The sequence below is a fragment of the Modestobacter marinus genome (assembly GCF_011758655.1).
GTDB lineage: Bacteria > Actinomycetota > Actinomycetes > Mycobacteriales > Geodermatophilaceae > Modestobacter > Modestobacter marinus.
Genome location: NZ_JAAMPA010000001.1, coordinates 3,112,153 through 3,135,507, shown reverse-complemented (window position 1 = coordinate 3,135,507; position 23,355 = coordinate 3,112,153). Strand labels below are relative to the sequence as shown.

16 protein-coding genes and 1 riboswitch are annotated in these 23,355 nt (G+C 73.3%); of the genes, 6 read left to right on the top strand and 10 right to left on the bottom strand.

Translation table 11 applies throughout. The annotated features are described in order from the left end of the window. Position 1: 1 nt before the first annotated feature. Entirely contained in the window at positions 2 to 1,015 is a 1,014-nt protein-coding gene (locus FB380_RS14725; protein WP_166755686.1) for an acetamidase/formamidase family protein, read from the bottom strand. A 214-nt stretch (positions 1,016 to 1,229) separates the two neighbouring features. On the opposite strand from FB380_RS14725, the gene FB380_RS14720 reads away from it, so the two are divergent. Further along, the gene (locus FB380_RS14720) at positions 1,230 to 1,613 is read left to right on the top strand and encodes a VOC family protein (protein WP_166755685.1); all 384 of its coding nucleotides are present in this window, start codon (positions 1,230 to 1,232) and stop codon (positions 1,611 to 1,613) included. Positions 1,614 to 1,640: 27 nt separating this feature from the next. Here FB380_RS14720 and FB380_RS14715 read toward each other — a convergent pair whose 3' ends face one another. From FB380_RS14715 to FB380_RS14705, 3 genes are read right to left on the bottom strand one after another with little or no spacing between them, the layout of a single operon-like run. Then, the gene (locus FB380_RS14715; protein WP_166755684.1) at positions 1,641 to 2,651 is read right to left on the bottom strand and encodes a DUF2891 domain-containing protein; all 1,011 of its coding nucleotides are present in this window, start codon (positions 2,649 to 2,651) and stop codon (positions 1,641 to 1,643) included. Continuing rightward, on the bottom strand, positions 2,648 to 4,699 hold the full coding sequence (locus FB380_RS14710) for a S9 family peptidase (RefSeq protein ID WP_166755683.1): 2,052 nt from the start codon (positions 4,697 to 4,699) through the stop codon (positions 2,648 to 2,650). Before FB380_RS14710 ends, FB380_RS14715 begins: the two co-directional genes overlap by 4 nt. Positions 4,700 to 4,745: 46 nt before the next feature. Beyond that, positions 4,746 to 6,083: an MFS transporter gene (locus FB380_RS14705; protein WP_166755682.1), complete on the bottom strand. Its 1,338-nt coding sequence runs from the start codon at positions 6,081 to 6,083 to the stop codon at positions 4,746 to 4,748. A gap of 86 nt (positions 6,084 to 6,169) precedes the next feature. Between FB380_RS14705 and FB380_RS14700 the strand changes: the two genes are divergently transcribed. Then, positions 6,170 to 7,414 (top strand): metal-dependent hydrolase family protein, encoded by a 1,245-nt coding sequence (locus FB380_RS14700; protein ID WP_166755681.1) that lies wholly within the window; start codon positions 6,170 to 6,172, stop codon positions 7,412 to 7,414. Between the two features lie 40 nt (positions 7,415 to 7,454). Here the strand turns inward: FB380_RS14700 and FB380_RS14695 are convergent, their stop codons facing one another. The 3 genes from FB380_RS14695 to uvrB form a co-directional block, all read right to left on the bottom strand. After that, a complete protein-coding gene (locus tag FB380_RS14695; protein ID WP_166755680.1) occupies positions 7,455 to 8,549 on the bottom strand; it encodes a TerC family protein in 1,095 nt (364 codons plus the stop codon). Positions 8,550 to 8,680: 131 nt separating this feature from the next. Beyond that, positions 8,681 to 9,805, bottom strand: coding sequence for a TerC family protein (locus FB380_RS14690; RefSeq protein ID WP_166755679.1), 1,125 nt, complete (start codon positions 9,803 to 9,805; stop codon positions 8,681 to 8,683). Positions 9,806 to 10,170: 365 nt separating this feature from the next. Beyond that, the gene (gene uvrB, locus FB380_RS14685) at positions 10,171 to 12,303 is read right to left on the bottom strand and encodes an excinuclease ABC subunit UvrB (RefSeq protein ID WP_166755678.1); all 2,133 of its coding nucleotides are present in this window, start codon (positions 12,301 to 12,303) and stop codon (positions 10,171 to 10,173) included. Between the two features lie 567 nt (positions 12,304 to 12,870). On the opposite strand from uvrB, the gene glgX reads away from it, so the two are divergent. The 3 genes from glgX to FB380_RS25520 all read left to right on the top strand — a co-directional run bounded on the left by glgX (position 12,871) and on the right by FB380_RS25520 (position 18,359). After that, the gene (gene glgX / locus FB380_RS14680; RefSeq protein WP_166755677.1) at positions 12,871 to 14,979 is read left to right on the top strand and encodes a glycogen debranching protein GlgX; all 2,109 of its coding nucleotides are present in this window, start codon (positions 12,871 to 12,873) and stop codon (positions 14,977 to 14,979) included. Further along, positions 14,976 to 17,312 (top strand): malto-oligosyltrehalose synthase, encoded by a 2,337-nt coding sequence (gene treY, locus FB380_RS14675; RefSeq protein WP_166755676.1) that lies wholly within the window; start codon positions 14,976 to 14,978, stop codon positions 17,310 to 17,312. Before glgX ends, treY begins: the two co-directional genes overlap by 4 nt. Positions 17,313 to 17,571: 259 nt before the next feature. Next, positions 17,572 to 17,745: riboswitch (cyclic di-AMP (ydaO/yuaA leader) on the top strand. A gap of 2 nt (positions 17,746 to 17,747) precedes the next feature. Next, entirely contained in the window at positions 17,748 to 18,359 is a 612-nt protein-coding gene (locus FB380_RS25520; RefSeq protein WP_166755675.1) for a LysM peptidoglycan-binding domain-containing protein, read from the top strand. Between the two features lie 61 nt (positions 18,360 to 18,420). On the opposite strand, the gene FB380_RS14665 is transcribed toward FB380_RS25520, so the two are convergent. The 3 genes from FB380_RS14665 to FB380_RS14655 are packed head-to-tail and all read right to left on the bottom strand — an operon-like array spanning position 18,421 to position 21,385. Continuing rightward, positions 18,421 to 19,635 (bottom strand): ABC transporter permease, encoded by a 1,215-nt coding sequence (locus tag FB380_RS14665; RefSeq protein WP_166755674.1) that lies wholly within the window; start codon positions 19,633 to 19,635, stop codon positions 18,421 to 18,423. Beyond that, entirely contained in the window at positions 19,632 to 20,360 is a 729-nt protein-coding gene (locus FB380_RS14660; RefSeq protein ID WP_166755673.1) for an ABC transporter ATP-binding protein, read from the bottom strand. The genes FB380_RS14665 and FB380_RS14660 overlap by 4 nt, the downstream gene beginning before the upstream one ends. Further along, on the bottom strand, positions 20,357 to 21,385 hold the full coding sequence (locus FB380_RS14655) for an efflux RND transporter periplasmic adaptor subunit (RefSeq protein ID WP_166755672.1): 1,029 nt from the start codon (positions 21,383 to 21,385) through the stop codon (positions 20,357 to 20,359). The genes FB380_RS14660 and FB380_RS14655 overlap by 4 nt, the downstream gene beginning before the upstream one ends. A gap of 218 nt (positions 21,386 to 21,603) precedes the next feature. On the opposite strand from FB380_RS14655, the gene treZ reads away from it, so the two are divergent. Beyond that, the gene (gene treZ / locus FB380_RS14650) at positions 21,604 to 23,355 is read left to right on the top strand and encodes a malto-oligosyltrehalose trehalohydrolase (protein ID WP_166755671.1); all 1,752 of its coding nucleotides are present in this window, start codon (positions 21,604 to 21,606) and stop codon (positions 23,353 to 23,355) included.

The window sequence follows — 23,355 nt, the reverse complement described above, 5'->3', positions numbered from 1 at the left end:
TCTAGCGGAGGGTCGCTGCGCGGGCGCGCAGGTCGTCGTGCAGGCCGCCGAAGGCCGAGGCCCTGGGCAGCAGTGACTTGCGCGCCTTCACGACGGCGCTGTAGTTCGCGTCGACGACGTTGGCGATGGGGACCTCGGTGATCTGCGAGAGCAGCTGGTAGGCGTCCATCGCGGCCAGGCCGTAGAGCTCGCCGAACCAGCGCACGAGCTCCACCTGACCGATCCGCCACGCGTCCTCCAGCGGGCGCGACGAGCCGACGGTCATCCAGTGGCTGTCGTCCTCCAGCCGGGGCCACGCCGGGGTGGCGGACGACGCCCCGCCCTTGACCAGCTCGACGATCAGCGTCGTCGTCATGGCGCCCTCGACGGCGGTGCCGCAGGCCTCGCCCTCGCCCTGCCGGTAGTGCCCGTCCCCGACGGAGAACAGCGCGCCCTCGACGAACACCGGGAGGAAGCAGGTGGTCCCGGCCCGCATCTGCGGGGTGTCCATGTTGCCGCCGAACCGGTCGGGCACCAGCGAGCTGCGCGCCTCTCCCCCGGGCGGCGCGACGCCCACCGTGCCGAGCATCGGCTCCACCGGCAGGTCGACCGAGAAGTCGCTCGAGCCGGCCACGAAGGTCACCGTGTTGCGGGCCCGGTCGAGCTCGTAGATCCAGGTGGTGTCCGGCAGCGGGTCCTGCAGGGTGGCCACCCGGTCGGTGCTGGTGAGGCCGCCGAAGAACGGGATCGCGGCCGACGCGCCCCAGTCCCGGGCGGGCTCCAGCGCCACCAGGTGCAGGGCCAGGGTGTCGCCGGGTTCGGCGCCCTCGACGAAGAAGGGGCCGGTCTGCGGGTTCACGAAACGCAGGTCGACCTTCTCGCAGGACAGGTCGTGCACCGACCGCAGCCTGCCGCCGAACGCGTCGTCGGACCACAGCCGCAGCGCCGTCCCGGGCCGCACCCGCATCAGCGGCGCGACGCCGCCGAAGGTGAAGGCGTACTGCTCGGGAGACGGGGTGACCTCGACGACGTCCATGGCGCAGCCTAGGACGGCTGGCAAGGCCCAGGTCAGGGCCGCGGCCGCGCCCCCGCAGGTGGGTCGTCGCCGCGCCCTCCGTCACCCGGCGGGGCGGGAGCGACCTCGTCGTCCGGCTGTCCGTGCGGTCGGTGCTGGACCAGCGGGACCGACCGATCGGTTCGGCCTGCGGGGTGACGCCGGACCGGCACCCGGCCGACCTACCCTCACGCGCATGACCTCAGGGACAGGGATCACGCTGGGTGCCGTCAACGTGCAGGCCGACGACCCGCCCGCCCTGGCCGCGTTCTGGGCCGACCTGCTCGGGGGTGCGGTCGCCGGCGAGCACGACGGCTACGTCTTCGTCTCGGCCCGGGAGCCCGACGGCTTCGCGATGTCCTTCCGGACGCGCACCGGTGACCGTCCGCTCGAGCCGGTGCAGCACCTCGACCTGACCGTGCCGTGGGGGTCGCGCGCCGCTGCCGTCGAGCGCGCCGTCACGCTCGGCGCGGTGCACCGGTGGGACGTGCTCGACGAGGTCCCCTGGGTGCAGTGGTCGACCCTCGCCGACCCGGAGGGGAACCTGTTCTGCCTCGCGGAGCACCCGCCTGCCGGGTGACCCGGCGGGCGCGGCGACCCGCGGTGCTCAGTACGCGAGGTCGTGGAACAGCAGCGCGTACGCGGCCAGCCAGTGCTCGACCATGTAGTCGCTGCCGGTGACGTGCGGCAGCGCGGCCGCGGCGTGCTCGGCGGCGGAGTCGACCAGCAGCGGACGGCGGACGTCGCCGTCCGGCAGCACCGCGGCCAGCCGGCGCAGGCACCAGGCGCGGCTGAGGTTGAGCCCGTGCAGGTGGGCGGTCTGGCCGTCACCGGCGTCGCTGACCACCGCGGGGTGGAACAGCGGCCCGGCGGCCAGCCCGGGCAGGAAGCGGTCGAGCCACGGGCCGGGCTCGGGCAGCACCTCGGTCATCAGCACCGCCTCCACCAGTGACGGCGAGAGGAAGTCCGAGCCGGACGGTTCCCAGCGCACCGGGGCGTCGGCGTCGTCGGCGTACCAGCGCATCGCGGCGTCGACCAGCACGCCGTCGTCCCCCGCCCGCCGGGCTGCGGGCAGCGACATCAGCAGCCCGAAGGCGCTGCACGGGTGCAGCCCGGACCGCACCGGGTAGGTCGCCGACGGGAGCCATCGCCGGAGTGCGCCGAGGAAGTGGTCGGCCAGGGGCTGCAGCGTGGCCGACCAGCCCCGCACCTCCTCGGACGCGTCGGGCTCGGCCGCCCAGGACGCCGCCTCCTCGGCCAGGGTGAGCGCCCACGCCCAGCCGTACGGGCGCTCGTCCCCCGGCGAACCGGCGAAGTACGCGACCTCGGCGCTGATCGCCGCCGGCGTCCAGTGCGCGGCGAACACCGTGCGGACCTCCTCGGCCGGGACGACGTCCGGGGCGATGCGCAGCAACCGGAGCAGGACCCAGTGCATCTCCACCGACGAGTGCCAGTCGTAGCTCCCGTAGAAGGCGGGGTGCCTGTCCCGCGGCCGGTACGGCGCCTGGCCGGCGTGCCGGTAGTGCACCCGCAGGACGTTGGGGAACTCCTCCTGCACCGTCCGCAGCGCGGTCGCGGCCAGCTCCGGGGCCGCGGCGCGCAGGTCCGGCGTCGTCACGACAGCCGGGTCGCCTCGACGGTCAGCGGCTCCCCCACGGCCGACCCGCTCGCCGCCGCACCGGCCGGCAACTGGGCCACCGCCGAGCTGTTCCGCGAGGTGGGCAGCCAGCGCCCCCACCAGCGCAGCACGTGCTCCAGCCGGGCCTGGCGGTGCTTCGGGCGCCCGGACCGGGACAGCTCGTGCCCCTCTCCCGGGAAGAGCAGCAGCTCGGTGGGGACGCCGCGGCGCTTGAGCTCGACGTAGAGCCGGGTGCCCTGCTCCAGCGGGCAGCGCCAGTCCTCCTCCGAGTGGATCACCATCGTCGGCGTGGTGATCCGGTGCGCCGAGGCCATCGGCGACTGCGCGGCGACGCGCTCGGGGTCGGTGCCCACGTACTCGTCGGGGAAGAAGAACCCGATGTCGGAGGAGCCGACGAAGCTCACCGGGTCGTTGAACCCCCGCTCGCTGATGCCGGCGACGAACCGGTCGGTGCGGCCGAGCAGCAGCGTGGTCATGAACCCGCCGTACGAGCCGCCCATCAGCCCGACCCGGGTGGCGTCCAGCCCCGGGTCGGCCAGGGCCGCGTCGAGGAAGGCCAGCACGTCGTCGGCGTCCAGCTCGCCCATGTGCTCCTTGATCACCCGGCCGTGCGCCTGGCCGTAGCCCGACGACCCGCGGGGGTTGCACATCAGCACCGCGTAGCCGGCCTCGACGTAGGCCTGGGTCTCGTCGAACAGCGTCCAGCCGTACTGGCTGAACGGCCCGCCGTGCACGGTCAGCAGCACCGGGTGCGGCCCCGGCCCGGGCGGCGTGGTCACCCAGCCGTGCACCGGGTAGCCGTCCGGTGCGGTCGCCGTGGTCTCCCGCATCCGGTGCAGCCGGCCGGTGGCCTGCAGCGGCGCACCGAAGCCGGTGATCAGCCGGCGCCGTCCGGGGGTGACCGCGATCAGCTCGCCCGCGGAGCGGTCGTGCGCGACGGTGGCGACCACGACGCCGCCGCCGACGGCGAACCCGCGCACCGTGTAGGACCCGTCGACCAGCGTCTCCGGCTCGCCGCCGTCGAGCGGCACCCGCAGCAGCTCGACCGCGCCGCGCCGCTGGATGCCGATGTGGGCCGCGCCGCCGGCCACCACCGTCGCCGGCGTCTCGTCGCCGCGGTCGTGCTCCTCCGGGTCCAGCAGCGGCACCACCGGGCCGCCGGCGGCGCTGACCTGCGCCAGCGTGGTGTTGCGGCCGACGAAGTCCCGGCCGGTCGGACCCAGGTCGGGGATGGCGGAGAGGTAGATCGTGCTGCCGGCCGGGTCGTCCGGGTCGTAGGCCGGGTGAGCGCACGTCGCCCGGGAGTCGGTGACCCGACGCAGGCCGCCGCCGTCGGGCCGGACGACGTAGACGTCGGAGACCAGGTCGGTGTCGGCGCCCTCGTGCCGCGCGGAGACGAACGCGAGCTCGGCGCCGTCCGGACGCCAGGCGACGTCGGTGTCGTCGACGTCGCCGCCGGTGACCTGGAACGGCGTGGGCCGCTCCTCGGCGGTGTCCGCGGCGTCGTCCGGCAGGTCGACGACGAAGACGTGGCTCCGGCGGTCGTTGGTGAAGCCGAGGTCGTCGGCCCGGTACTTCAGCGTGGTGATCAGCCGCGGGGGCTCCGCACCCGGCGACACGTCCTCGTCGGTGCCGTACCGCCCCTGCTCGGGCACCCGGGCGGTGTAGGCCAGCCGGCGAGAGTCCGGTGACCAGACCGGTGTGCCGGCGCCGAGGTGGTGGTCGGTCAGCCGCCGGGCCGTGCCGCCGTCGACGGCCAGCACGTGCAGCTGCGGCTTGCCCTTCGGCTCGGCCGACAGGTAGGCCAGCCAGCGACCGTCCGGGGAGAAGACGGGGGCCGAGTCGTGGTGGCCGTGGGTGAGCGGGCGGGCCGGCGCCGAGCCGTCGGTCGGGACGGTCCACAGCTGGCTGCGGTACTCGTCGGCGTCCAGGTCCAGCCGGCTGACGGCGACGACGGCGGTCGCTCCGTCCGGGGACACCGTCGGCACACCGGGGACGCGCAGCAGGGAGAGGTCGGTCGGCCGCATGCCGGGCACGCTAGCCCACGCACCGCGGCGCAGATGATGAGCCCTGCTAAGGGGTGAGGGCCCCGGGGTCGCGCCGTTCCGCCCGGATGCCGCGGACGAGACCCAGCGCACCGATCAGCGGCAGCAGGGCGAGCAGCAGCAGGCTGCGGTCCAGCCCGAGCACCTCGCCCGCACCGCCGACCACCGCCGACCCCACCCCGCCGCCGACCAGGAAGACGAGGGTGGCGATGCCGAGCGCGACGCCGCGCACCTCGGAGGGGACGGCGCCGCCGACCGCGGCCATCAGGGCCGGCTGGCCCAGCCCGAAGGCCACCGTCACCAGGACCACCGCCGTCACCAGGCCGGGGGCCGAACCAGCGGTGGCGCCGAGAGCGGCGACCAGCAGCGCGACGGTCGCGGTGACCCCGGAGATGGCCAGCGACCGGGCGGGGCCGAGCCGGGCCAGCAGCGGGCCGGCCAGCCGCGGGGCGAGGAAGCCGGTGACCGCGCTGGGCACCAGGGCCAGGCCGATGTGCAGCGGCGTCCACCCCTCGCCCGCCAGCACGGCGGGGACGGCGATCAGCAGCGCGAACCAGGCGGCCGGGACGGCGGAGGCGGCCAGCGCGCTGCGGACCACCACCGGCTCCCGGAGGACCGCCGTGGGCAGGAAGCCCTCCGGCCGGCGGCGCACCTGCGCGGCGACCGCCGGGATGCCCAGCCCCAGCAGCGCGGCACCGACGGCGGCGATCACCACCCCGGAGGCCGGGGACTGCACGAGCAGCACCAGGCCGGCGGCGGTGCCGGCGACCAGGACCGCGCCGAGCACGTCCAGCCGGGCACCGGTGCCCACGGCGGGGACGGCGCGCCACAGCACCGGCACCAGCAGCAGCCCGAGGGCCGGCAGCACCACGACCGCCCGCCAGCTGGCGACGTCGGCGACCAGCCCACCGACCAGCGGCCCCAGCGCGCTGACCGCCGCCGCGGTGCCGGCGACCTTGCCCAGCGCGGCGGTGCGCACCGCTCCCTCGTACCGCGCGCTCACGATCGCCATGCCGAGCACCGGGACCGCCGCCGCGCCCAGGCCCTGGAGGACGCGTGCGCCCAGCAGGACCGGGTAGCTGGGGGCCAGGCCGCCGAGCACCGCCCCGGCGGTCATCAGGGCAACGCCGACGACCAGCGGCAGCCGGATGCCGGCCAGGTCGGCGACCCGGCCGTACACGGCGGTCGCCACGGCCAGCATCAGCGCGTAGAGGCTGATGACCCAGGAGACACCGCCGGTGGTCAACCCGAGGTCGGCGGCGATGGCGGGCAGCGTGACCGCGACCGCGGCACTGCCCATGCCGGCGAGGCCGAAGAGCGTCCCGACCAGACCGGCGATGCGACCGGCGTCGGTCGGGGGGCTCATGACCGGCAGCCAACCACGAGCCGGCCCGGCCCTCCCCTCGGCCGCACGGTCCGGCGGCCCGCCGACGGATGGCTAGTGTGACGCGGATGACACGACAGGTGTTCGCCGGTGGTCAGGTGTTCGACGGCACGGGCGGCCCCGCAGCCATCGCCGACGTCCTCGTGGAGGACGGCCGGGTCCTCGAGGTCGGCCCGGGGTTGGACGGCGACGAGGTCGTCGACTGCACCGGCGCCACCGTGCTGCCGGGCCTGTTCGACTGCCACGTGCACGTGATGCTCAGCGGCGTGGACATGCTGCGGCTGCTGCAGACGCCGTTCAGCTACGGCTTCTACGAGGCGGTGCACAACCTCCGCCGCACCCTGGCGGTGGGCGTCACGTCGGTCCGGGACGCCGGCGGTGCCGACCTGGGGGTGGCCCAGGCGGTGCGCGACGGGCTGATCGCCGGACCGCGGATGCAGATCGCGATCAGCATGCTGTCCCAGACCGGCGGGCACGGCGACGGCTGGCACGTCTGCGGCGCCGAGGTGCCGCTGATGGGACCGCACCCGGGGCGGCCGGGCACCGTCGTGGACGGCGCGGACGAGATGCGCCGCACCGTCCGCGAACTGCTGCGCGCCGGCGCGGACGTGCTCAAGGTGGCCACCAGCGGCGGCGTCCTGTCGGCCCGGGACGACCCGCGGCACCCGCACTTCCGCCCCGCCGAGCTCGACGTGCTCGTCGAGGAGGCGGTGGCTGCCGGGGTGCACGTGATGGCCCACGCGCAGGGCGCCGAGGGGATCAAGGCCGCCGTCCGGGCCGGCATCCGCTCGATCGAGCACGGCATCTACCTCGACGACGAGGCGATCGACCTGATGCTGACCCACGGGACCTGGCTGGTGCCCACGCTGGCCGCGCCGCGGGCGGTGCTCGCCTCGGTCGCCGCGGGGGCGTCCCTCCCCGACGCCGTGATCGAGAAGGCGCGCGCGGTGCAGTCGGTGCACGACGAGTCCGTCCGCCGCGCGGTCGAGGCCGGGGTGAAGGTCGCGATGGGCACCGACAGCGGCGTGGGCCCGCACGGCGACAACCTCGCCGAGCTCGGCCTGATGGCCGGCTGCGGGATGACCGCCCCGCAGGCCTGGCACGCCGCGACGTTGTCGGCCGCCGAGCTGCTGGGGGTCGACGGCGAGCTGGGCAGCCTGCAGCCCGGCAAGCGGGCCGACCTGGTGGTGCTGGCCGGCGACGCCGACGACCTGACCGGCCTGGCCGGCCGGGTGCGGGAGGTGTGGCGGGACGGCGTCCTGGTCGCGGCCGGTGGTCAGGTCGTCGAGCCGGGCACGATCCCGCCCCGCTGAGCGAGCCGCGGCGGCCCGGGAAGCCGGGCCGCCGCTGGGCTCAGCTGCGGTGCTGGTCCTCGCCGGTGGCGCTGCGGGCGCGCCGCTCGTCCTCGGTGAGCGCGTCGGCCCGCCCGGGCTCCCCGGTGTCGGTGGCGGCGGGGTCCACCGCGGCGCCGTCGGCGTCGGGCACCTCGCCACGCGTCTTCAGCAGGCTGGCCACGGTGGCGACCAGCAGGACCACCAGGATCACCGTCAGGGACAGCCAGGTGGGGATGGCCGGGATGCTCTCCAGCGGCTCGCGCTCCCCGGCGAAGGGGTACTGGTTCTCGTGCAGCGCCTCGAGGATCAGCTTGACGCCGATGAAGGCCAGGATGACGGCGAGCCCCAGCGACAGGTACACCAGCCGCTTGAGCAGCCCGCCGAGCAGGAAGTACAGCTGCCGCAGGCCCATCAGCGCGAAGATGTTCGCAGTGAAGACGATGAACGGCTCCCGGGTCAGCCCGAAGATCGCCGGGATGCTGTCCAGCGCGAACAGCAGGTCGGTGGTGCCCAGCGCCAGGAACACCACGATCATCGGCGTCCACAGCTTCTTGCCGTCCTGGACGACCCGGATCTTGCTCTCGTGGAAGTCCTGGGTCATCGGCAGGACCTTGCGCATCCGCCGGATCAGGCCGTTCTCCTCGTAGTCCTCGTCCTCGTCGCGGTGCCGGACCAGGTTGATCGCGGTGTAGACGAGGAAGGCGCCGAAGAGGAAGAAGACCCAGATGAACCGCTCGATCACGGCGGCGCCGGCGAGGATGAAGAGACCGCGGAGGACCAGCGCGATGATGATCCCGACCATCAGGACCTCTTGCTGGAGCTTCCGGGGCACCCGGAAGCGGGCCATGATGATCACGAAGACGAAGAGGTTGTCGACCGACAGCGAGTACTCGGTCAGCCAGCCGGCGTAGAACTCGGTGGCGAACTGCCCGTTGGTCACCGCCAGCACGATCCCGCCGAAGGCCAGCGCGAGGCCCACGTAGAAGACGACCCAGGCGGTCGCCTCCTTGACGGAGGGCTCGTGCGGACGACGGACGACGAGGGCGAGGTCGGCGAGCAGCAGGACGGTGAGCCCCACGAACGTCGAGATCTCGAACCAGACGGGGAGCTCCACGGGCCGAGACTGTACGTGCTCGTTGCCCCGTGCACCGGACGACGACCCGGAGTCCGCCGCGGGTCACACCAGGGGCCGGGGACGACGCGTCGTCCCCGGCCCCTGTCCGTTCGGTCCTGCGTGGCTCCGGCTCAGTCCCGGCGTGACTCCGGCCGGGCGACCGGCGCCTCCCGCGGGTCCGGCGGCGCGGCGGCCGTGTCGGCGTCCGGGTCGCCGGGCGCCCCGATGTGCCGCCCTGCGCTGTCGGCGGCCGGCTCGCCGGCGCCGCGCTCCTGACGCCGCTGGGCGTCCTTCTTGTTCTTCCGCAGGCTCGCCCAGGTCGTGACCAGCAGGGTCACCAGGATGACCAGCAACGACAGCCAGGTCGGGATCTCCGGCACCAGGGTGACGTGCTCACCGCCGTTGATGAACGGCAGCTCGTTCTCGTGCAGCGCGTGGATGACCAGCTTGACGCCGATGAAGCCGAGGATCACGGCGAGGCCGTAGGCCAGGTAGACCAGCTTGTCGAGCAGCCCGTCGAGCAGGAAGAAGAGCTGGCGCAGGCCCAGCAGGGCGAAGGCGTTGGCGGTGAAGACCAGGTAGGTCTCCTGGGTGAGACCGAAGATCGCCGGGATGGAGTCGACGGCGAAGAGGATGTCCGCGCTGCCGATCGCGATCAGGGCGATGGCCAGCGGGGTGATGTGGCGCTTGCCGTCCAGCTTCGCGGTGAGCCGGTCGGAGTGGTACTCCTCGGTCGTCGGCACCACCTTGCGGGTGAGCCGCAGGACCGAGTTCTCCTTGAACTCCTCGTTCTCGTCGTGCCCACCGCTCTTGGCCTGCGCCCAGGCGGTGTAGATCAGGAACCCGCCGAAGACGTAGAAGATCCAGCTGAAGTTCTCGATGGCCGCAGCCCCGACGAAGATGAACACCGTCCGCAGCACGAGCGCGAAGGCGATGCCGAACAGCAGCACCTTCTGCTGCAGCTCCCGCGGCACGGCGAAGCTGGCCATGATCAGCACGAAGACGAACAGGTTGTCGACCGAGAGGCTCTTCTCGGTGACCCAGCCGGCGAAGTACTCACCGGCGTACGTGCCGCCCCAGAACACGAGCACGATCAGCCCGAACACGATGGCGATGCCGACGTAGATCGCCGACCAGGTGCCGGATTCCTTCAAGGTCGGCGCGTGCGGCTTGCGCACGTGGCCGAAGAAGTCGAAGACGAGCATCCCGACGATCGCGGCGACGGTGATGCCCCAGACCCACAAGGGGACGTCCATGCACATTCCTCCGGTGCTGGCAGGTGTCAGTACCGGAGGTCTCTCCCACCGACCCGATCACGGGCCGGCCAGCAGCGCCGGGGGTCATCGGACCCCGTGTTGACGACGGTGCCGTGCCGGGATACTCCCCTCCACGTCAAGACCAGCCACTGAGGGCAGCCGAAAGCTACCCCCGGGGGCGGACCCGAAGCACGTAACGCCTCGCGTCCCGGCCGAGTTCCCGGCCCCGGCGAGTTCTTTCCCGCGCCGTCGTCTTCCTTCCCGCGCCGTCGTCCGCCCGGTGCCCTCCCCTGCCCGTCCCGGCCGGAGGCAGTCCCGGCCGGAGGCAGTCCCGGCCGGAGCGGGCGACGGGAGGGGCCGAGGCGTCAGGCGTGCGCCGCGTCGAACTGCCGCAGCTCCTTCTTCAGCTCGGTCAGCTCGTCGCGCAGCCGGGCCGCCACCTCGAACTGCAGCTCGCGGGCCGCGGCCAGCATCTGCTCGTTCATCGAGGTGATCATGTCGGCGAGCTCGTTGCGCGGCAGGCCCTGGACGTCGATCGACCCGGCCTTGGCCCGGCTCTTCGACGACAGCCCCGGCACCGGCGACTTGCCGCGCGACTGCTGGCGCCCCGAGCCGCCGAGCAGCTCGGTCGTGGCCCCGCCCGTGACGTCCTCGGTGTCCTCCGCGGCCTTGTAGATGCCGTCGAGGATGTCGACGATCTTCTTGCGCAGCGGCTGCGGGTCGACGCCGTGCTCGGTGTTGTAGGCGATCTGCTTCTCGCGCCGCCGGTTGGTCTCCTCGATCGCCTGGGCCATCGAGGGGGTGATCTTGTCGGCGTACATGTGGACCTGGCCGGAGACGTTGCGCGCCGCCCGGCCGATGGTCTGGATCAGCGAGGTGCCCGAGCGGAGGAAGCCCTCCTTGTCCGCGTCGAGGATCGCGACCAGCGACACCTCGGGCAGGTCGAGCCCCTCGCGCAGCAGGTTGATGCCGACAAGCACGTCGTACTCGCCCTGCCGGAGCTCCCGCAGCAGCTCGACCCGGCGCAGCGTGTCGACCTCCGAGTGCAGGTAGCGCACCTTGATGCCGAGCTCGAGCAGGTAGTCGGTGAGGTCCTCGGACATCTTCTTGGTCAGCGTCGTGACCAGGACCCGCTCGTCCTTCTCGGTGCGCAGCCGGATCTCGTGGACCAGGTCGTCGATCTGGCCCTTGGTCGGCTTGACCACGACCTCGGGGTCGACCAGGCCGGTCGGGCGGATCACCTGCTCCACGACGTCACCCTGGACCCGGCCGAGCTCGTAGTTGCCCGGGGTCGCCGACAGGTAGACGGTCTGGTGGATGCGGTCGGTGAACTCCTCCCAGCGCAGCGGGCGGTTGTCCATCGCCGAGGGCAGCCGGAAACCGTGCTCGACCAGCGTGCGCTTGCGGCTCATGTCGCCCTCGTACATGCCGCCGATCTGGGGCACCGTCACGTGCGACTCGTCGATGACGAGCAGGAAGTCGTCGGGGAAGTAGTCGATCAGGCAGGCGCCGGCGCTGCCGGGGGCCCGGCCGTCGATGTGCCGCGAGTAGTTCTCGATGCCCGAGCAGAACCCGACCTGCCGCATCATCTCGATGTCGTAGGTGGTGCGCATGCGCAGCCGCTGGGCCTCCAGCAGCTTGCCCTGCTTGTCGAGCTCGGCCAGCCGCTGCTCCAGCTCGGCCTCGATGGTCCCGATGGCCCGCTCCATGCGCTCGGGGCCGGCGACGTAGTGGGTGGCCGGGAAGACGAACAGCTCGTCGACCTCGCGGATGACCTCACCGGTCAACGGGTGCAGGTAGTAGAGCCGCTCGACCTCGTCGCCGAACATCTCGATCCGGCAGGCGAGCTCCTCGTAGACCGGGAACACCTCGATGGTGTCGCCGCGTACCCGGAACGTGCCGCGGGTGAAGGAGAGGTCGTTGCGGGTGTACTGCTCGGTGACCAGGGTGCGGAGCAGCTCCTCGCGGTCGCGCTCCTCGCCCACCTTGATCTTCAGTGCCCGCTCGACGTACTCCTCGGGCGTGCCCAGGCCGTAGATGCAGGAGACGGTCGAGACGACGACCACGTCGCGCCGGGTGAGCAGGCTGTTCGTCGCGGAGTGCCGCAGCCGCTCGACCTCCTCGTTGATCGAGGAGTCCTTCTCGATGTAGGTGTCCGTCTGCGGGACGTAGGCCTCGGGCTGGTAGTAGTCGTAGTAGGAGACGAAGTACTCGACCGCCGCGTCGGGCATCAGCTCCCGGAACTCGTTGGCCAGCTGCGCGGCCAGCGTCTTGTTCGGCGCCATCACCAGGGTGGGGCGCTGCACCTGCTCGATCAGCCAGGCGGTGGTGGCCGACTTGCCGGTGCCGGTGGCGCCGAGCAGGACGGTGTCCTGCTCGCCGGCGTTCACCCGCTCGGCCAGGGCCTTGATCGCGGTGGGCTGGTCGCCGGAGGGCTCGAACTCGCTGACGACGCGGAACCGCCCCTGGGTGGGCCGGATGTCGGTGGATGCGCGCACGCCGACGACGGTACGACGGGCCTGTGACAGAAGTGGCCCGAGCGCCGCGCGGGCCGGTGGCGCCGTCCGGTGGGCCGCACGGGACGCGTGGGACGGCGGATGTGACCGACGTCGTCGTGGAGCCTTGTCGACACGCCGACGGACCCCTACCGTCAGCGCCCGCAGGAGCGAGCAGCACCGGTCGCCGCCAGTGCCACCCGGGTCCCCCGGGCGAGGTCGGCGTCGCCCGGGCTGCCGCTCCCGGCCCGGCCCGGCGCGCACCCTGCCGCAGCCGGGCGCCGACGCCCTCCCCGGTCCGCCGCGGAGGGCGTCGCCGTCCCGGGAGGCAGGCCGCGGAGCCCCGTGGGCGGCGCCGCGGGTCGGCTCGGTGGGGGCGGGCGGACCGGTCTTGGCAGACTCCCTCCGAGGACCGCCCGCGCTCGTCCTCCCCCGTCGCCGGTGTCCTGATCGTCACAGGTGTGCGGAGGCCCGGGAGCGGGCATCCGACCACGACCCCTCGGTTCAGCCGTGACGATCCGCGCCCCCGCCCCGAGCCCAGGGGCGATCAGCTCAGGAGGACGACCTTTCATGACCACCCAGGTGTGGCCCGGTTCCGCTTACCCCCTCGGGGCGACCTACGACGGCACCGGCACCAACTTCGCGATCTACAGCGAGGTGGCCGAGAAGATCGAGCTGTGCCTGTTCGACGAGGCGGGCACCGAGGAGCGCATCCGCCTCCCGGAGATGGACGCCTACGTGTGGCACGCCTTCCTCCCCGGCATCCAGCCCGGCCAGCGGTACGGCTTCCGCGTGTACGGCCCGCACGACCCGGCCCAGGGCCACCGCTGCAACCCGAACAAGCTGCTGCTCGACCCCTACGCCAAGGCCATCGACGGCCAGGTCGACTGGGACGAGGCCGTCTTCGGCTACCACTTCGAGTCCGGCGAGAAGAACGACGACGACTCGGCGGCGCACATGCCGAAGTCCGTCGTCATCAACCCGTACTTCGACTGGGGCGTCGACCGCCCGCCGAGGACGCCCTACAACAAGACGGTCATCTACGAGGCCCACGTCAAGGGCCTGACGATGACCCACCCGCGGATCCCCGAGGAGCTGCGCGGCACCTACTCGGCCATCGCCCACCCGGCGATCATCGAGCACCTGCAGGAACTGGGGATCACCGCGATCGAGCTGATGCCGGTGCACCAGTTCGTCCAGGACGACACCCTGCTGCAGAAGGGCCTGCGCAACTACTGGGGCTACAACACGATCGGCTTCTTCGCGCCGCACAACGAGTACGCGCAGCAGACCGACGGCCAGCAGGTGCAGGAGTTCAAGGGCATGGTCCGCGCCCTGCACGAGGCCGGCATCGAGGTCATTCTCGACGTGGTCTACAACCACACCGCCGAGGGCAACCACATGGGCCCGACGCTGTCGTTCCGGGGCATCGACAACCAGGCCTACTACCGGCTGGTCGAGGACGACAAGCAGTACTACATGGACACCACGGGCACCGGGAACTCGCTCAACGTCCGCACCCCGCAGTCCCTGCAGCTGATCATGGACTCGCTGCGCTACTGGGTCACCGAGATGCACGTCGACGGCTTCCGCTTCGACCTGGCGTCGTCCCTGGCCCGGCAGTTCCACGAGGTCGACCGGCTCTCGGCGTTCTTCGACCTCTGCCACCAGGACCCGATCGTCAGCCAGGTGAAGCTGATCGCCGAGCCGTGGGACATCGGCGACGGCGGCTACCAGGTCGGCAACTTCCCTGCGCTGTGGACGGAGTGGAACGGCAAGTACCGCGACACCGTCCGCGACTTCTGGCGGGGCGAGGACGCCACGATCGGTGAGTTCGCCAGCCGGATCACCGGCTCCGCCGACCTGTACCAGCACTCCGGCCGTCGCCCGGTGGCCAGCATCAACTTCGTCACCGCGCACGACGGGTTCACGATCAACGACCTGGTCTCGTACAACGAGAAGCACAACGAGGCCAACGGCGAGGACAACAACGACGGCGAGAGCCACAACCGCAGCTGGAACTGTGGCGTCGAGGGCGAGACCGACGACGCCGACATCCTGGCGCTGCGGGCCCAGCAGCGGCGCAACTTCATCACCACGCTGATGCTCTCCCAGGGCGTGCCGATGCTGCTGCACGGCGACGAGCTCGGCCGCACCCAGGGCGGCAACAACAACGGCTACTGCCAGGACTCCGAGATCACCTGGATCGACTGGGAGGACGTCGACGAGGGCCTGCTGGAGTTCACCAAGCTGGTCACCAAGCTGCGCACCGACCACCCGACGTTCCGCCGCCGGCGGTTCTTCCACGGCCGCCCGGTGCGCCGGGCCGAGGGCGACCCGGTCCAGGACGTCGCCTGGTTCACCCACGCCGGTGAGCTGATGAGCGAGGAGGACTGGGAGTCCCACTACGCGAAGTCGATCGGCGTCTACCTCAACGGGCACGGCATCCGCTCGACCGACGAGCGGGGCGAGCCGGTGGTCGACGACTGCTTCTACCTGGTGTTCAACGCCTGGCACGAGGACATCGAGTTCACCCTGCCCAGCAGCGAGTACGCCGAGGGCTGGACGGTGGTCGTGGACACCGCGGAGATGGACGAGGTCGAGCCGGTCGTGGTCAAGGCCGGTGACACGCTGACCGTGGCCGCCCGCGCCACCGTCGTCCTGCAGGCCGCGCCGTGACCCAGCCGGCCACGGCGCAGCCGGCCGGGAGCCGGCGGCGGGAGGTGCCCGCGAGCACCTACCGCCTGCAGGTGACCGCCGACTTCACCCTCGACGACGCGGCGGCCGTGGCCGGCTACCTGGCCGACCTCGGCGTCACCCACGCGTACTCCTCCCCGCTGCTGCGCTCGGCGGCGGGGAGCACGCACGGCTACGACACGGTCGACCACGCGCACATCGACGAGCCGCGCGGCGGGCGGGCCGGGCTCGACCGGTTCGTCAGCGCGCTGCACGAGCGGGGGCTCGGCCTGGTCCTGGACCTGGTGCCCAACCACATGGGCGTCAGCGACCCGGCCGAGTCCGCCTGGTGGTGGGACCTGCTGCAGCACGGGCGGGAGTCGGCCCACGCCGACGCCTTCGACGTCGACTGGGACTTCGGTGGCGGCCGGATCCGCATCCCGGTGCTGGGCAGCGCGGACGACGTCGCGCAGCTGGAGGTCGTCGACGGCGAGCTCCGGTACTACGACAACCGCTTCCCGATCGCCCCGGGCACCGGTGCGGGCACGCCGCAGGAGGTGCACGACCGGCAGCACTACGAGCTGGTCGACTGGCGGCGGGCGGACGACCAGCTGAACTACCGGCGGTTCTTCGCGATCAACACCCTGGCCGGGCTGCGGGTCGAGGACCGGGACGTCTTCCGGGCCACGCACGCGCTCGTCGTCCAGCTGGTGGAGAACGGCGCGGTGGACGCGCTGCGGATCGACCACCCCGACGGGCTGGCCGACCCGAAGGGCTACCTGGAGCTGCTCGCCGAGGCCACCGGTGACCGGTGGACCGTCGTGGAGAAGATCCTCGAGCCGGGCGAGGAGCTCCCCGAGAGCTGGAAGACCGCCGGGACGACGGGGTACGACGCGCTCGCCGAGGTCGACGACGTCCTGGTCGACCCCGCCGGCGAGAGCGCCGTCACCGCGCTGGACACCGAGCTGGCCGGCGGCCGGGTCGACTACGCCGAGCTCGTGCACGACTGCAAGCGCGAGGTCACCGACGGCATGCTCGGATCCGAGGTGGCCCGCCTGCACCGGATCGTCGGCGACCTGCCGGGCGTGCCCGACGAGCAGGTCACCGAGGGGCTGGCCGAGCTGCTGGCCGGCTTCCCGGTCTACCGCAGCTACCTGCCCGACGGCCGTGAGCACCTGGACGCCACGGTGGCCGCGGTGAAGCGCCGCCGGCCCGACCTCACCGCCGCCGTCGACGCCCTGCACCCGCTGCTCGGCTCGGCCGGCACCGAACTGGCCACCCGGTTCGAGCAGACCTCGGGCCCGGTGATGGCCAAGGGGGTCGAGGACAGCGCCTACTACCGGTGGTCCCGCTTCGTCGCGCTCAACGAGGTGGGCGGTGACCCGGCCCGGTTCGGGTCGACCGTCGAGCAGTTCCACGCGGCCCAGCAGCACCGCCAGGAGGTCAAGCCGGCGTCGATGACGACGCTGTCCACGCACGACACCAAGCGCAGCGAGGACGTCCGGGCCCGGCTGGCCGTGCTCGCCGAGGTGCCGTCCGAGTGGGCCGGCCTGGTCCGCGGCTGGCTCGGCCGGCACCCGCTGGCCGACCGCCCGCTGGCCCACCTGGTGTGGCAGAACCTCGTCGGCGCCTGGCCGCTGTCGCGGGAGCGGGCGCACGCCTACGTGGAGAAGGCGGCCCGGGAGGCGGGCACCTCGACCACCTGGACCAACCCGGTGCAGGAGTTCGAGGACCAGCTGCACGCCCTCGTCGACGCCGCGTTCGACGACGCCACCACGCACGCGGAGATCGAACGGTTCGTCGCGCGGATCGCGCCCTTCGGCTGGTCGAACTCGCTGTCGCAGAAGCTGCTGCAGCTGACCATCCCCGGGGTGCCGGACGTGTACCAGGGCAGCGAGCTGTGGGACTTCTCGCTGGTCGACCCGGACAACCGCCGTCCGGTCGACTACGCCCTGCGCCGCGACCTGCTGGCCCGGCTGGACGGTGGCTGGGTGCCGCCGGTCGACGAGACCGGCGCGGCCAAGCTGCTGGTGGTCTCCCGCACGCTGCGGCACCGGCGCGACGCCCCGGAGGCGTGGTCGGGGTACACCCCGGTGCCGGCCCGCGGACCGGCGGCCGACTCGGTCGTCGCCTTCGACCGGGGCGGCGTCGTCACCGTCGCGACCCGTCGGCCGGTCCACCTGGCCGAGACCGGCTGGGGCGACACCGCCGTCGGCTCGCGGACCGGGGCCTGGCGGGACCTGCTCACCGGCTCGCGACTGGTCTCCGACTCGGGCGGCATCCGGCTGAGCGAGCTCTGCGCCCAGCTGCCGGTCGCCCTGCTCGTCCGGGACTGAGCCGGGCCGGCGCCGCCTCCTGCGACCGCAGGGGGCGGCGCCGACCTGGCCACGCGCGGTCGCCGCCCTTCCGGCACGGAGCGTGACTGATCGCATCCGTTGCGCAGTGACCCGACGGGCTTTCCGGGCCCGGGGGGTCTCGGAACCATCGATTGCCGCATTGGACGGGCGTCGTCGTCCGCCGGTGCCTACCTTCGGCCTCGTGCCTGCGCCCCACCGGCCGGCATGAGGACCGCCGGACCGCCCAACCCCGTCCGCCGGTGGCCTGACACCGAACAGCCTCGGACGGGGGTGGGGGACCCACTTCCGACGTGCCCGGCCTCGTGCCGCCACGTCTCGGGGTGAAGCCGTGTCGCGTCCTGTCGACGCACCCGGCCGGGCACCGATCGCCCGAACCCGACAGCTCACCTCGCCGGCGGTGATCGGAGGATCACCTTGTCCCAGCACCTCACGTCCCGGACCCGTCGCCTGACCCGCGGCGGCGCCGTCCTCGCCGGGGCCGCGGCTCTCGGCATCGGCGTCCTCGCCGCGCCGGCCTCGGCCGCCACCGCCGGGCAGCACGACTGGAGCGGCGTCGCCCAGTGCGAGTCCGGCGGCAACTGGAGCATCAACACCGGCAACGGCTACTACGGCGGGCTGCAGTTCTCCCAGCCCACGTGGGAGGGCTACGGCGGCCTGGAGTTCGCGCCGCGCGCCGACCTGGCGAGCCCGGCCGACCAGATCACGGCCGCCGAGCGGGTGCTCGTCGGCCAGGGCATCGGGGCCTGGCCGACCTGCGGCCAGTACCTGGCCCCGGGCACCACCGAGGTGCCCGGCCCTGCTCCGGCCCCGGCACCGGCGCCCGCCCCGGCTCCGGCGCCCGCCCCGGCTCCGGCTCCGGCGCCCGCCCCGGCCGGCGGCACGTACACGGTGCAGCCGGGTGACACCCTGAGCTCGATCGCGGCCGCCCAGGGCGTCGCGGGTGGTTGGCAGGCCCTGTACGCCGCCAACCAGTCGACGATCAGCGACCCGAACCGGATCTACGTCGGGCAGCAGCTGACGCTCTGACAGGGAAGCCCCCTTGCGGCTCGTCCGGCCTCCACCACCTGTGGTGGGGGCCGGACGAGCGTCAGAACCGGATCGCGTCGATCACCTTCACCCGGACGGCGATCAGCGCGGGGACCAGCCCGGCCAGCGCGCCGACGGCCGTCGCCGCGACCAGCCCCTCGATCGCCGCGGAGACCGGGAACCCGGGTGCCTCCACGAGCGGTACGCCGCCGGCCAGCCACCGCTCCAGCGGCAGGTTCCGGACGATCGCCACCGACAGCGCGACCGCGGCCAGCCCCGCCAGTGCGGTGGCGACCACGCTCTCCAGCACGACCGCGGAGAAGACCCGCGACGAGGTGGCCCCGAAGCTCCGCCGGACGCCGATCTCCCGGATCCGCTGGCGCACCGTGACCAGCCCGATGTTCAGCACGCCGAGCCCGCCGAGGGCCAGGACCACCAGCCCGGCGGCGCGCACCGCGAGCCGGAGCTTGGCGATGGTGTCCTCCAGGTTCTCCGGGTCCTGGCGGTAGGCCTGCACCTCCGCCCCGGGCAGCAGCCGGGCCAGGTCGCTCTGCACCGCCGCGACGACCGCGTCGGCCTGCTCCGAGGGCACCCAGAGCTCCAGCGTGGGCTGCGCCCCGTAGTACCCCGGGCCCCCCGCCGCCGTGGCGGCGTCCCCGGCGGAGGAGTCGATCCGGTACGTGCTCGGCCAGCCCTCGTTCCAGTCGACCACGCCGACGATCGTGGCCAGCACCGGCTGCGGGCCGCCGATCACCACGGTCGGGCGGGTGCTGAGGTCGGTCACGCCGAGCAGCGTCAGGAAGTCCCGGTTGACGACCAGCGCGGGCGACATGCTCTGCCGGTCACCGGCGCGGAACCAGCGGCCCTCGACCGGCTGGACGCGGTGCAGCGGCCCGTAGGACGGCGAGACTCGGCGGGTCTCGACGGACTGGGTGCCCGCGGGGAACCGGTAGAGCCCGCTCTCCTGGGCGAGGGTGGCCACCGCCTGCTCGGGGAGTCCGTAGCGGGCGACCAGCGCGTCGACCCCGGCGTCCCACTCCTCCTGCGGGACGGCGCCGGTCATCGGGTCGTAGGCCGAGACGCCGATGGTCGCCGTCCGCCCGCCGCTGGCCTCGGCCTGCTCCTGCTGCACCTGGGCGGCGATCTGGCCCAGCGCCGTCACGGTGGTCATCGCCAGCACGGCCAGGAAGACCCCGACCAGGGACAGCAGGACCCGGGCCTTGTGCACCCGGACCTCACCCCAGGCCTCGCTGAAGGTGCCCAGCAGCCCGGTCATGCGTCGGTCCGGTCGCTGGTCGCCGCGGCGAGGGCGTCCCCCGCCGCCACCGGGGTGAGCCGGCCGGCGTCCAGCCGGAACCGGCGCCCGGCCAGCGCGGCCACCGAGAGGTCGTGGGTGATCGTCACCAGGGCGGCCCCGTTCTCGGCGGTCACCTCGGTCAGCAGTGCCATCACGGCGGCGCCGGTCTCGACGTCCAGCGCGCCGGTGGGCTCGTCGGCGAGCACCACCCGCGGCCCGCGGACCAGGGCCCGGGCGATCGCCACCCGCTGCTGCTCACCACCGGAGAGCCGCTCCGGCACCGACAGCGCTCGGGCGCTGAGCCCCACCCGGTCGAGCATGGCGCGGGCGGCCCGGTTGCGGGTGAAGAAGTCGCGGCCGCGGGCGTAGAGCAGCGGCGCGGCGACGTTCTCCTCCGCGGTGCGCCGCGGCAGCAGGTTGAACTGCTGGAAGACGAAGCCGAACGTCTCCCCCCGCAGCCGGGACCGCCGCCGTCCACCAAGGGAGTCGGTCGGCTGCCCGTCGAGCAGGTAGCTGCCGGCGGTCGGGCTGTCCAGCAGCCCCAGCACGTTGAGCAGCGTCGACTTCCCCGACCCGGACCGGCCGACGATGGAGACGTGCTCGCCGGCCGCGACGCTCAGGTCGACGCCGGCCAGCACCGGCAGCAGGCTCCCGTCGGGGAGCCGCACGTCCCGGCCGACGCCGGAGAGCTCCAGCAGGCTCATCCGAACGGCCCGCCCGTGGCGTAGGGGTCGGCGGCCGTGTCGTCGGGCACCGGCACGAACTCCAGCACCGACTCGCCCTCGGTGAGGCCGCCGGTGATCTCCACCTGCTGGCCGTCGGTGAGCCCCAGGGTGACCGGCCGCTCCTCGGGGGTGCCGTCGGCACCGGGCACCCAGACCAGGCCGTTCTGCACCGAGCCCTGCACAGCGGTCACCGGCACCACCAGCGCGTCGGCGACCTCGCCGGCCAGGACGTCGACGGTGGCGGCCATCCCGGGGAAGACGGTCACCCCGGCCGGGACGGCGCACCGGGCGGTCGTGGTCGCGGTGATCGGCATGCCGGTCATCGGGTCCACGCCGGCGTTCGCCTGGTCCTCGTCATCCGACGGGGCACCGAGGGTCAGCCCGGTGCAGGTGAACGGCGCCGGGCCGCCGGTGACGGTGACCTCGGCCGTGCTCGGCGGGCTGAGCAGCCGGAACTGGTCGGCCTGGGAGAGCGACGCGGTCACCGAGAGGGTGCCCGGGGAGATGGTGCCGACGGCGTCGCCCACGGCCACGACCTGGTCCTTGAGGACGTCGAGGGTGGCCAGCCGGCCGGCCGCCGTGGCGGTGACCGTGACCACCTTCACCAGCGGGTCGCGCGGGGTCGAGGTCGGGTTGCCCTCGGCGTCCGTGCCGACGACCGGGTCCCGCTCCTCCTCGAACCGGACGTCCAGCAGCTTGTCACCGACCGCCACCGGCGCCCCGGCGGCGACGTGCAGCCGGCTCACCGTCCCGGCGGCGGTGGCCTTCACCGGCACCGCGGGGTCGGCGGCGACAGCACCCTGCACCGAGACGGTGTTGGTCACCGTGCCGCGGCCGACCGGGACCTCCGGGGAGGCCAGGTCCACCCCCGGGGCGCTGGTGGCGCCACCCGGCCCGGTGCCGCCCCCGCCCCCGCGGAAGGCGAGGACGACGAGGGCCACCGCGATCACCGCCCAGATCAGGATGCGCAGCACGGGCAGGACCCATGTCCGGACGACCGTCATGTCGGCTCTCTTCGTCTCGCGGAACGGAAGCGTCGCAGAACCTAGCGGTGCGGCGAGCCTCCCGGCGTCATCCCGCCGACGGAGACGCCACCGCGAGCAGGTCGTCCCCGGGTGCGACGCCGTCGGAGTGCGAGACGTGCGCTCCGGCGACGGTTGACCGCCGGACGCCCGGGCATGATCGACCTGCCCGTCCCCCGCACCGCCCTGGAGGCACCCGCATGTCCGAGCCCGTCGACTTCGCCGTCTGGGCGCCGCTGCCCGAGCGGGTCCGCCTGCAGGTGGACGGCGGGGTGCACGACATGCAGCGGGACGACGCCGGCTGGTGGCACGCCACGGTCGCCGCCTCCCCCGAGGCCGACTACGGCTACCTGCTCGACGACGACCCGACGCCGCGCCCCGACCCGCGCTCCCGCCGTCAGCCCGAGGGCGTGCACGGTCTCTCCCGGCGCTTCGACCCGGCCGCCCACCGCTGGGGCGACGACGCCTGGACCGGGCGTCCGCTGGCCGGTGGCGTCGTCTACGAGCTGCACATCGGCACGTTCACCCCCGAGGGCACCTTCGACGCGGCGATCGGGCGGCTGGAGCACCTGGTCGAGCTCGGCGTCGACTTCGTCGAGCTGCTCCCGGTGAACGGCTTCAACGGCACGCACAACTGGGGCTACGACGGCGTCGCCTGGTACGCGGTGCAGGAGACCTACGGCGGGCCGGCGGGCTACCAGCGCTTCGTCGACGCCTGCCACCAGCGCGGCCTGGGCGTCATCCAGGACGTCGTCTACAACCACCTGGGCCCGTCGGGCAACTACCTCCCGCTGTTCTTCCCGGTCTTCGCCGAGGGGGCGAACACCTGGGGCAACTCGATCAACCTCTCCGGCCCGGACTCCGACGAGGTGCGCCGTTACATCCTGGACAACGCCCTGATGTGGCTGCACGACATGCACGCCGACGGTCTGCGGCTGGACGCGGTGCACGCCCTGGTCGACGAGCGGGCCACGCACGTCCTCGAGGAGATGGCCGGTGAGGTCGCCAGGCTCTCGGTCGCCGAGGGCCGCCCGCTGACGCTGATCGCGGAGAGCGACCTCAACGACCCGCGGATGGTCACGCCCCGGGTCGCCGGCGGCACCGGGCTGGACGCGCAGTGGAGCGACGACTTCCACCACTCCCTGCACACCCAGCTGACCGGCGAGGGGCAGGGCTACTACGCCGACTTCGAGGCCGCCGGGCTCGGCGGGCTGGCGAAGGTGCTCACCGGTGCCTTCTTCCACGCCGGCGACTGGTCCAGCTTCCGCAAGCGGCACCACGGCCGCCCCGTGGACACCGCGGCCCTGCCGGGCTGGAAGTTCCTGGCCTACCTGCAGGACCACGACCAGATCGGCAACCGCGCGGTCGGCGACCGGATCTCCGCCTCGCTCTCCCCCAGCCTGCTCGGCGTCGGCGCCACCCTGGTGCTGACCAGCCCGTTCACCCCGATGCTCTTCATGGGCGAGGAGTGGGGCGCCTCCACCCCGTGGCAGTTCTTCACCAGCCACCCGGAGCCGGAGCTGGGCCGGGCCACCGCCGAAGGTCGGATCGGCGAGTTCGCCGAGCACGGCTGGGACGCCGCCGTGGTGCCCGACCCGCAGGACCCGGAGACCTTCACCCGCTCGAAGCTCGACTGGTCCGAGGCCGGGCAGGAGCCGCACGCGCACGTCCTCGCGGTGCACAAGGCGCTGCTGGCGCTGCGTCGCCGGCACCCGGAGCTGGTCGACCCCGACCTGTCCGCGGTGCAGGTGCACTGGGACGACGCCGACCGGTGGCTGGTCGTGCACCGCGGCTCGCTCCGGGTGGTCGCCAACCTGTCCGACCAGCCGCGGGAGATCGACCTGGACGTCGCGGGCCGTGAGGTGCTGTTCAGCAGTGGCGAGCTCCCCGAGCTGGACGGGACGACGGTGACGATGCCGGCGGAGAGCGCCGCCGTCCTCACCACGCGCTGA

Coding starts and splice junctions, on each gene's coding strand:
- FB380_RS14725 (WP_166755686.1), bottom strand. CDS start 1,015: ATGGACGTCGTCGAGGTCACCCCGTCTCCCGAGCAGTACGCCTTCACC.
- FB380_RS14720 (WP_166755685.1), top strand. CDS start 1,230: ATGACCTCAGGGACAGGGATCACGCTGGGTGCCGTCAACGTGCAGGCC.
- FB380_RS14710 (WP_166755683.1), bottom strand. CDS start 4,699: ATGCGGCCGACCGACCTCTCCCTGCTGCGCGTCCCCGGTGTGCCGACG.
- FB380_RS14705 (WP_166755682.1), bottom strand. CDS start 6,083: ATGAGCCCCCCGACCGACGCCGGTCGCATCGCCGGTCTGGTCGGGACG.
- FB380_RS14700 (WP_166755681.1), top strand. CDS start 6,170: ATGACACGACAGGTGTTCGCCGGTGGTCAGGTGTTCGACGGCACGGGC.
- FB380_RS14690 (WP_166755679.1), bottom strand. CDS start 9,805: ATGGACGTCCCCTTGTGGGTCTGGGGCATCACCGTCGCCGCGATCGTC.
- glgX (WP_166755677.1), top strand. CDS start 12,871: ATGACCACCCAGGTGTGGCCCGGTTCCGCTTACCCCCTCGGGGCGACC.
- FB380_RS14665 (WP_166755674.1), bottom strand. CDS start 19,635: ATGACCGGGCTGCTGGGCACCTTCAGCGAGGCCTGGGGTGAGGTCCGG.
- FB380_RS14660 (WP_166755673.1), bottom strand. CDS start 20,360: ATGAGCCTGCTGGAGCTCTCCGGCGTCGGCCGGGACGTGCGGCTCCCC.
- FB380_RS14655 (WP_166755672.1), bottom strand. CDS start 21,385: ATGACGGTCGTCCGGACATGGGTCCTGCCCGTGCTGCGCATCCTGATC.
- treZ (WP_166755671.1), top strand. CDS start 21,604: ATGTCCGAGCCCGTCGACTTCGCCGTCTGGGCGCCGCTGCCCGAGCGG.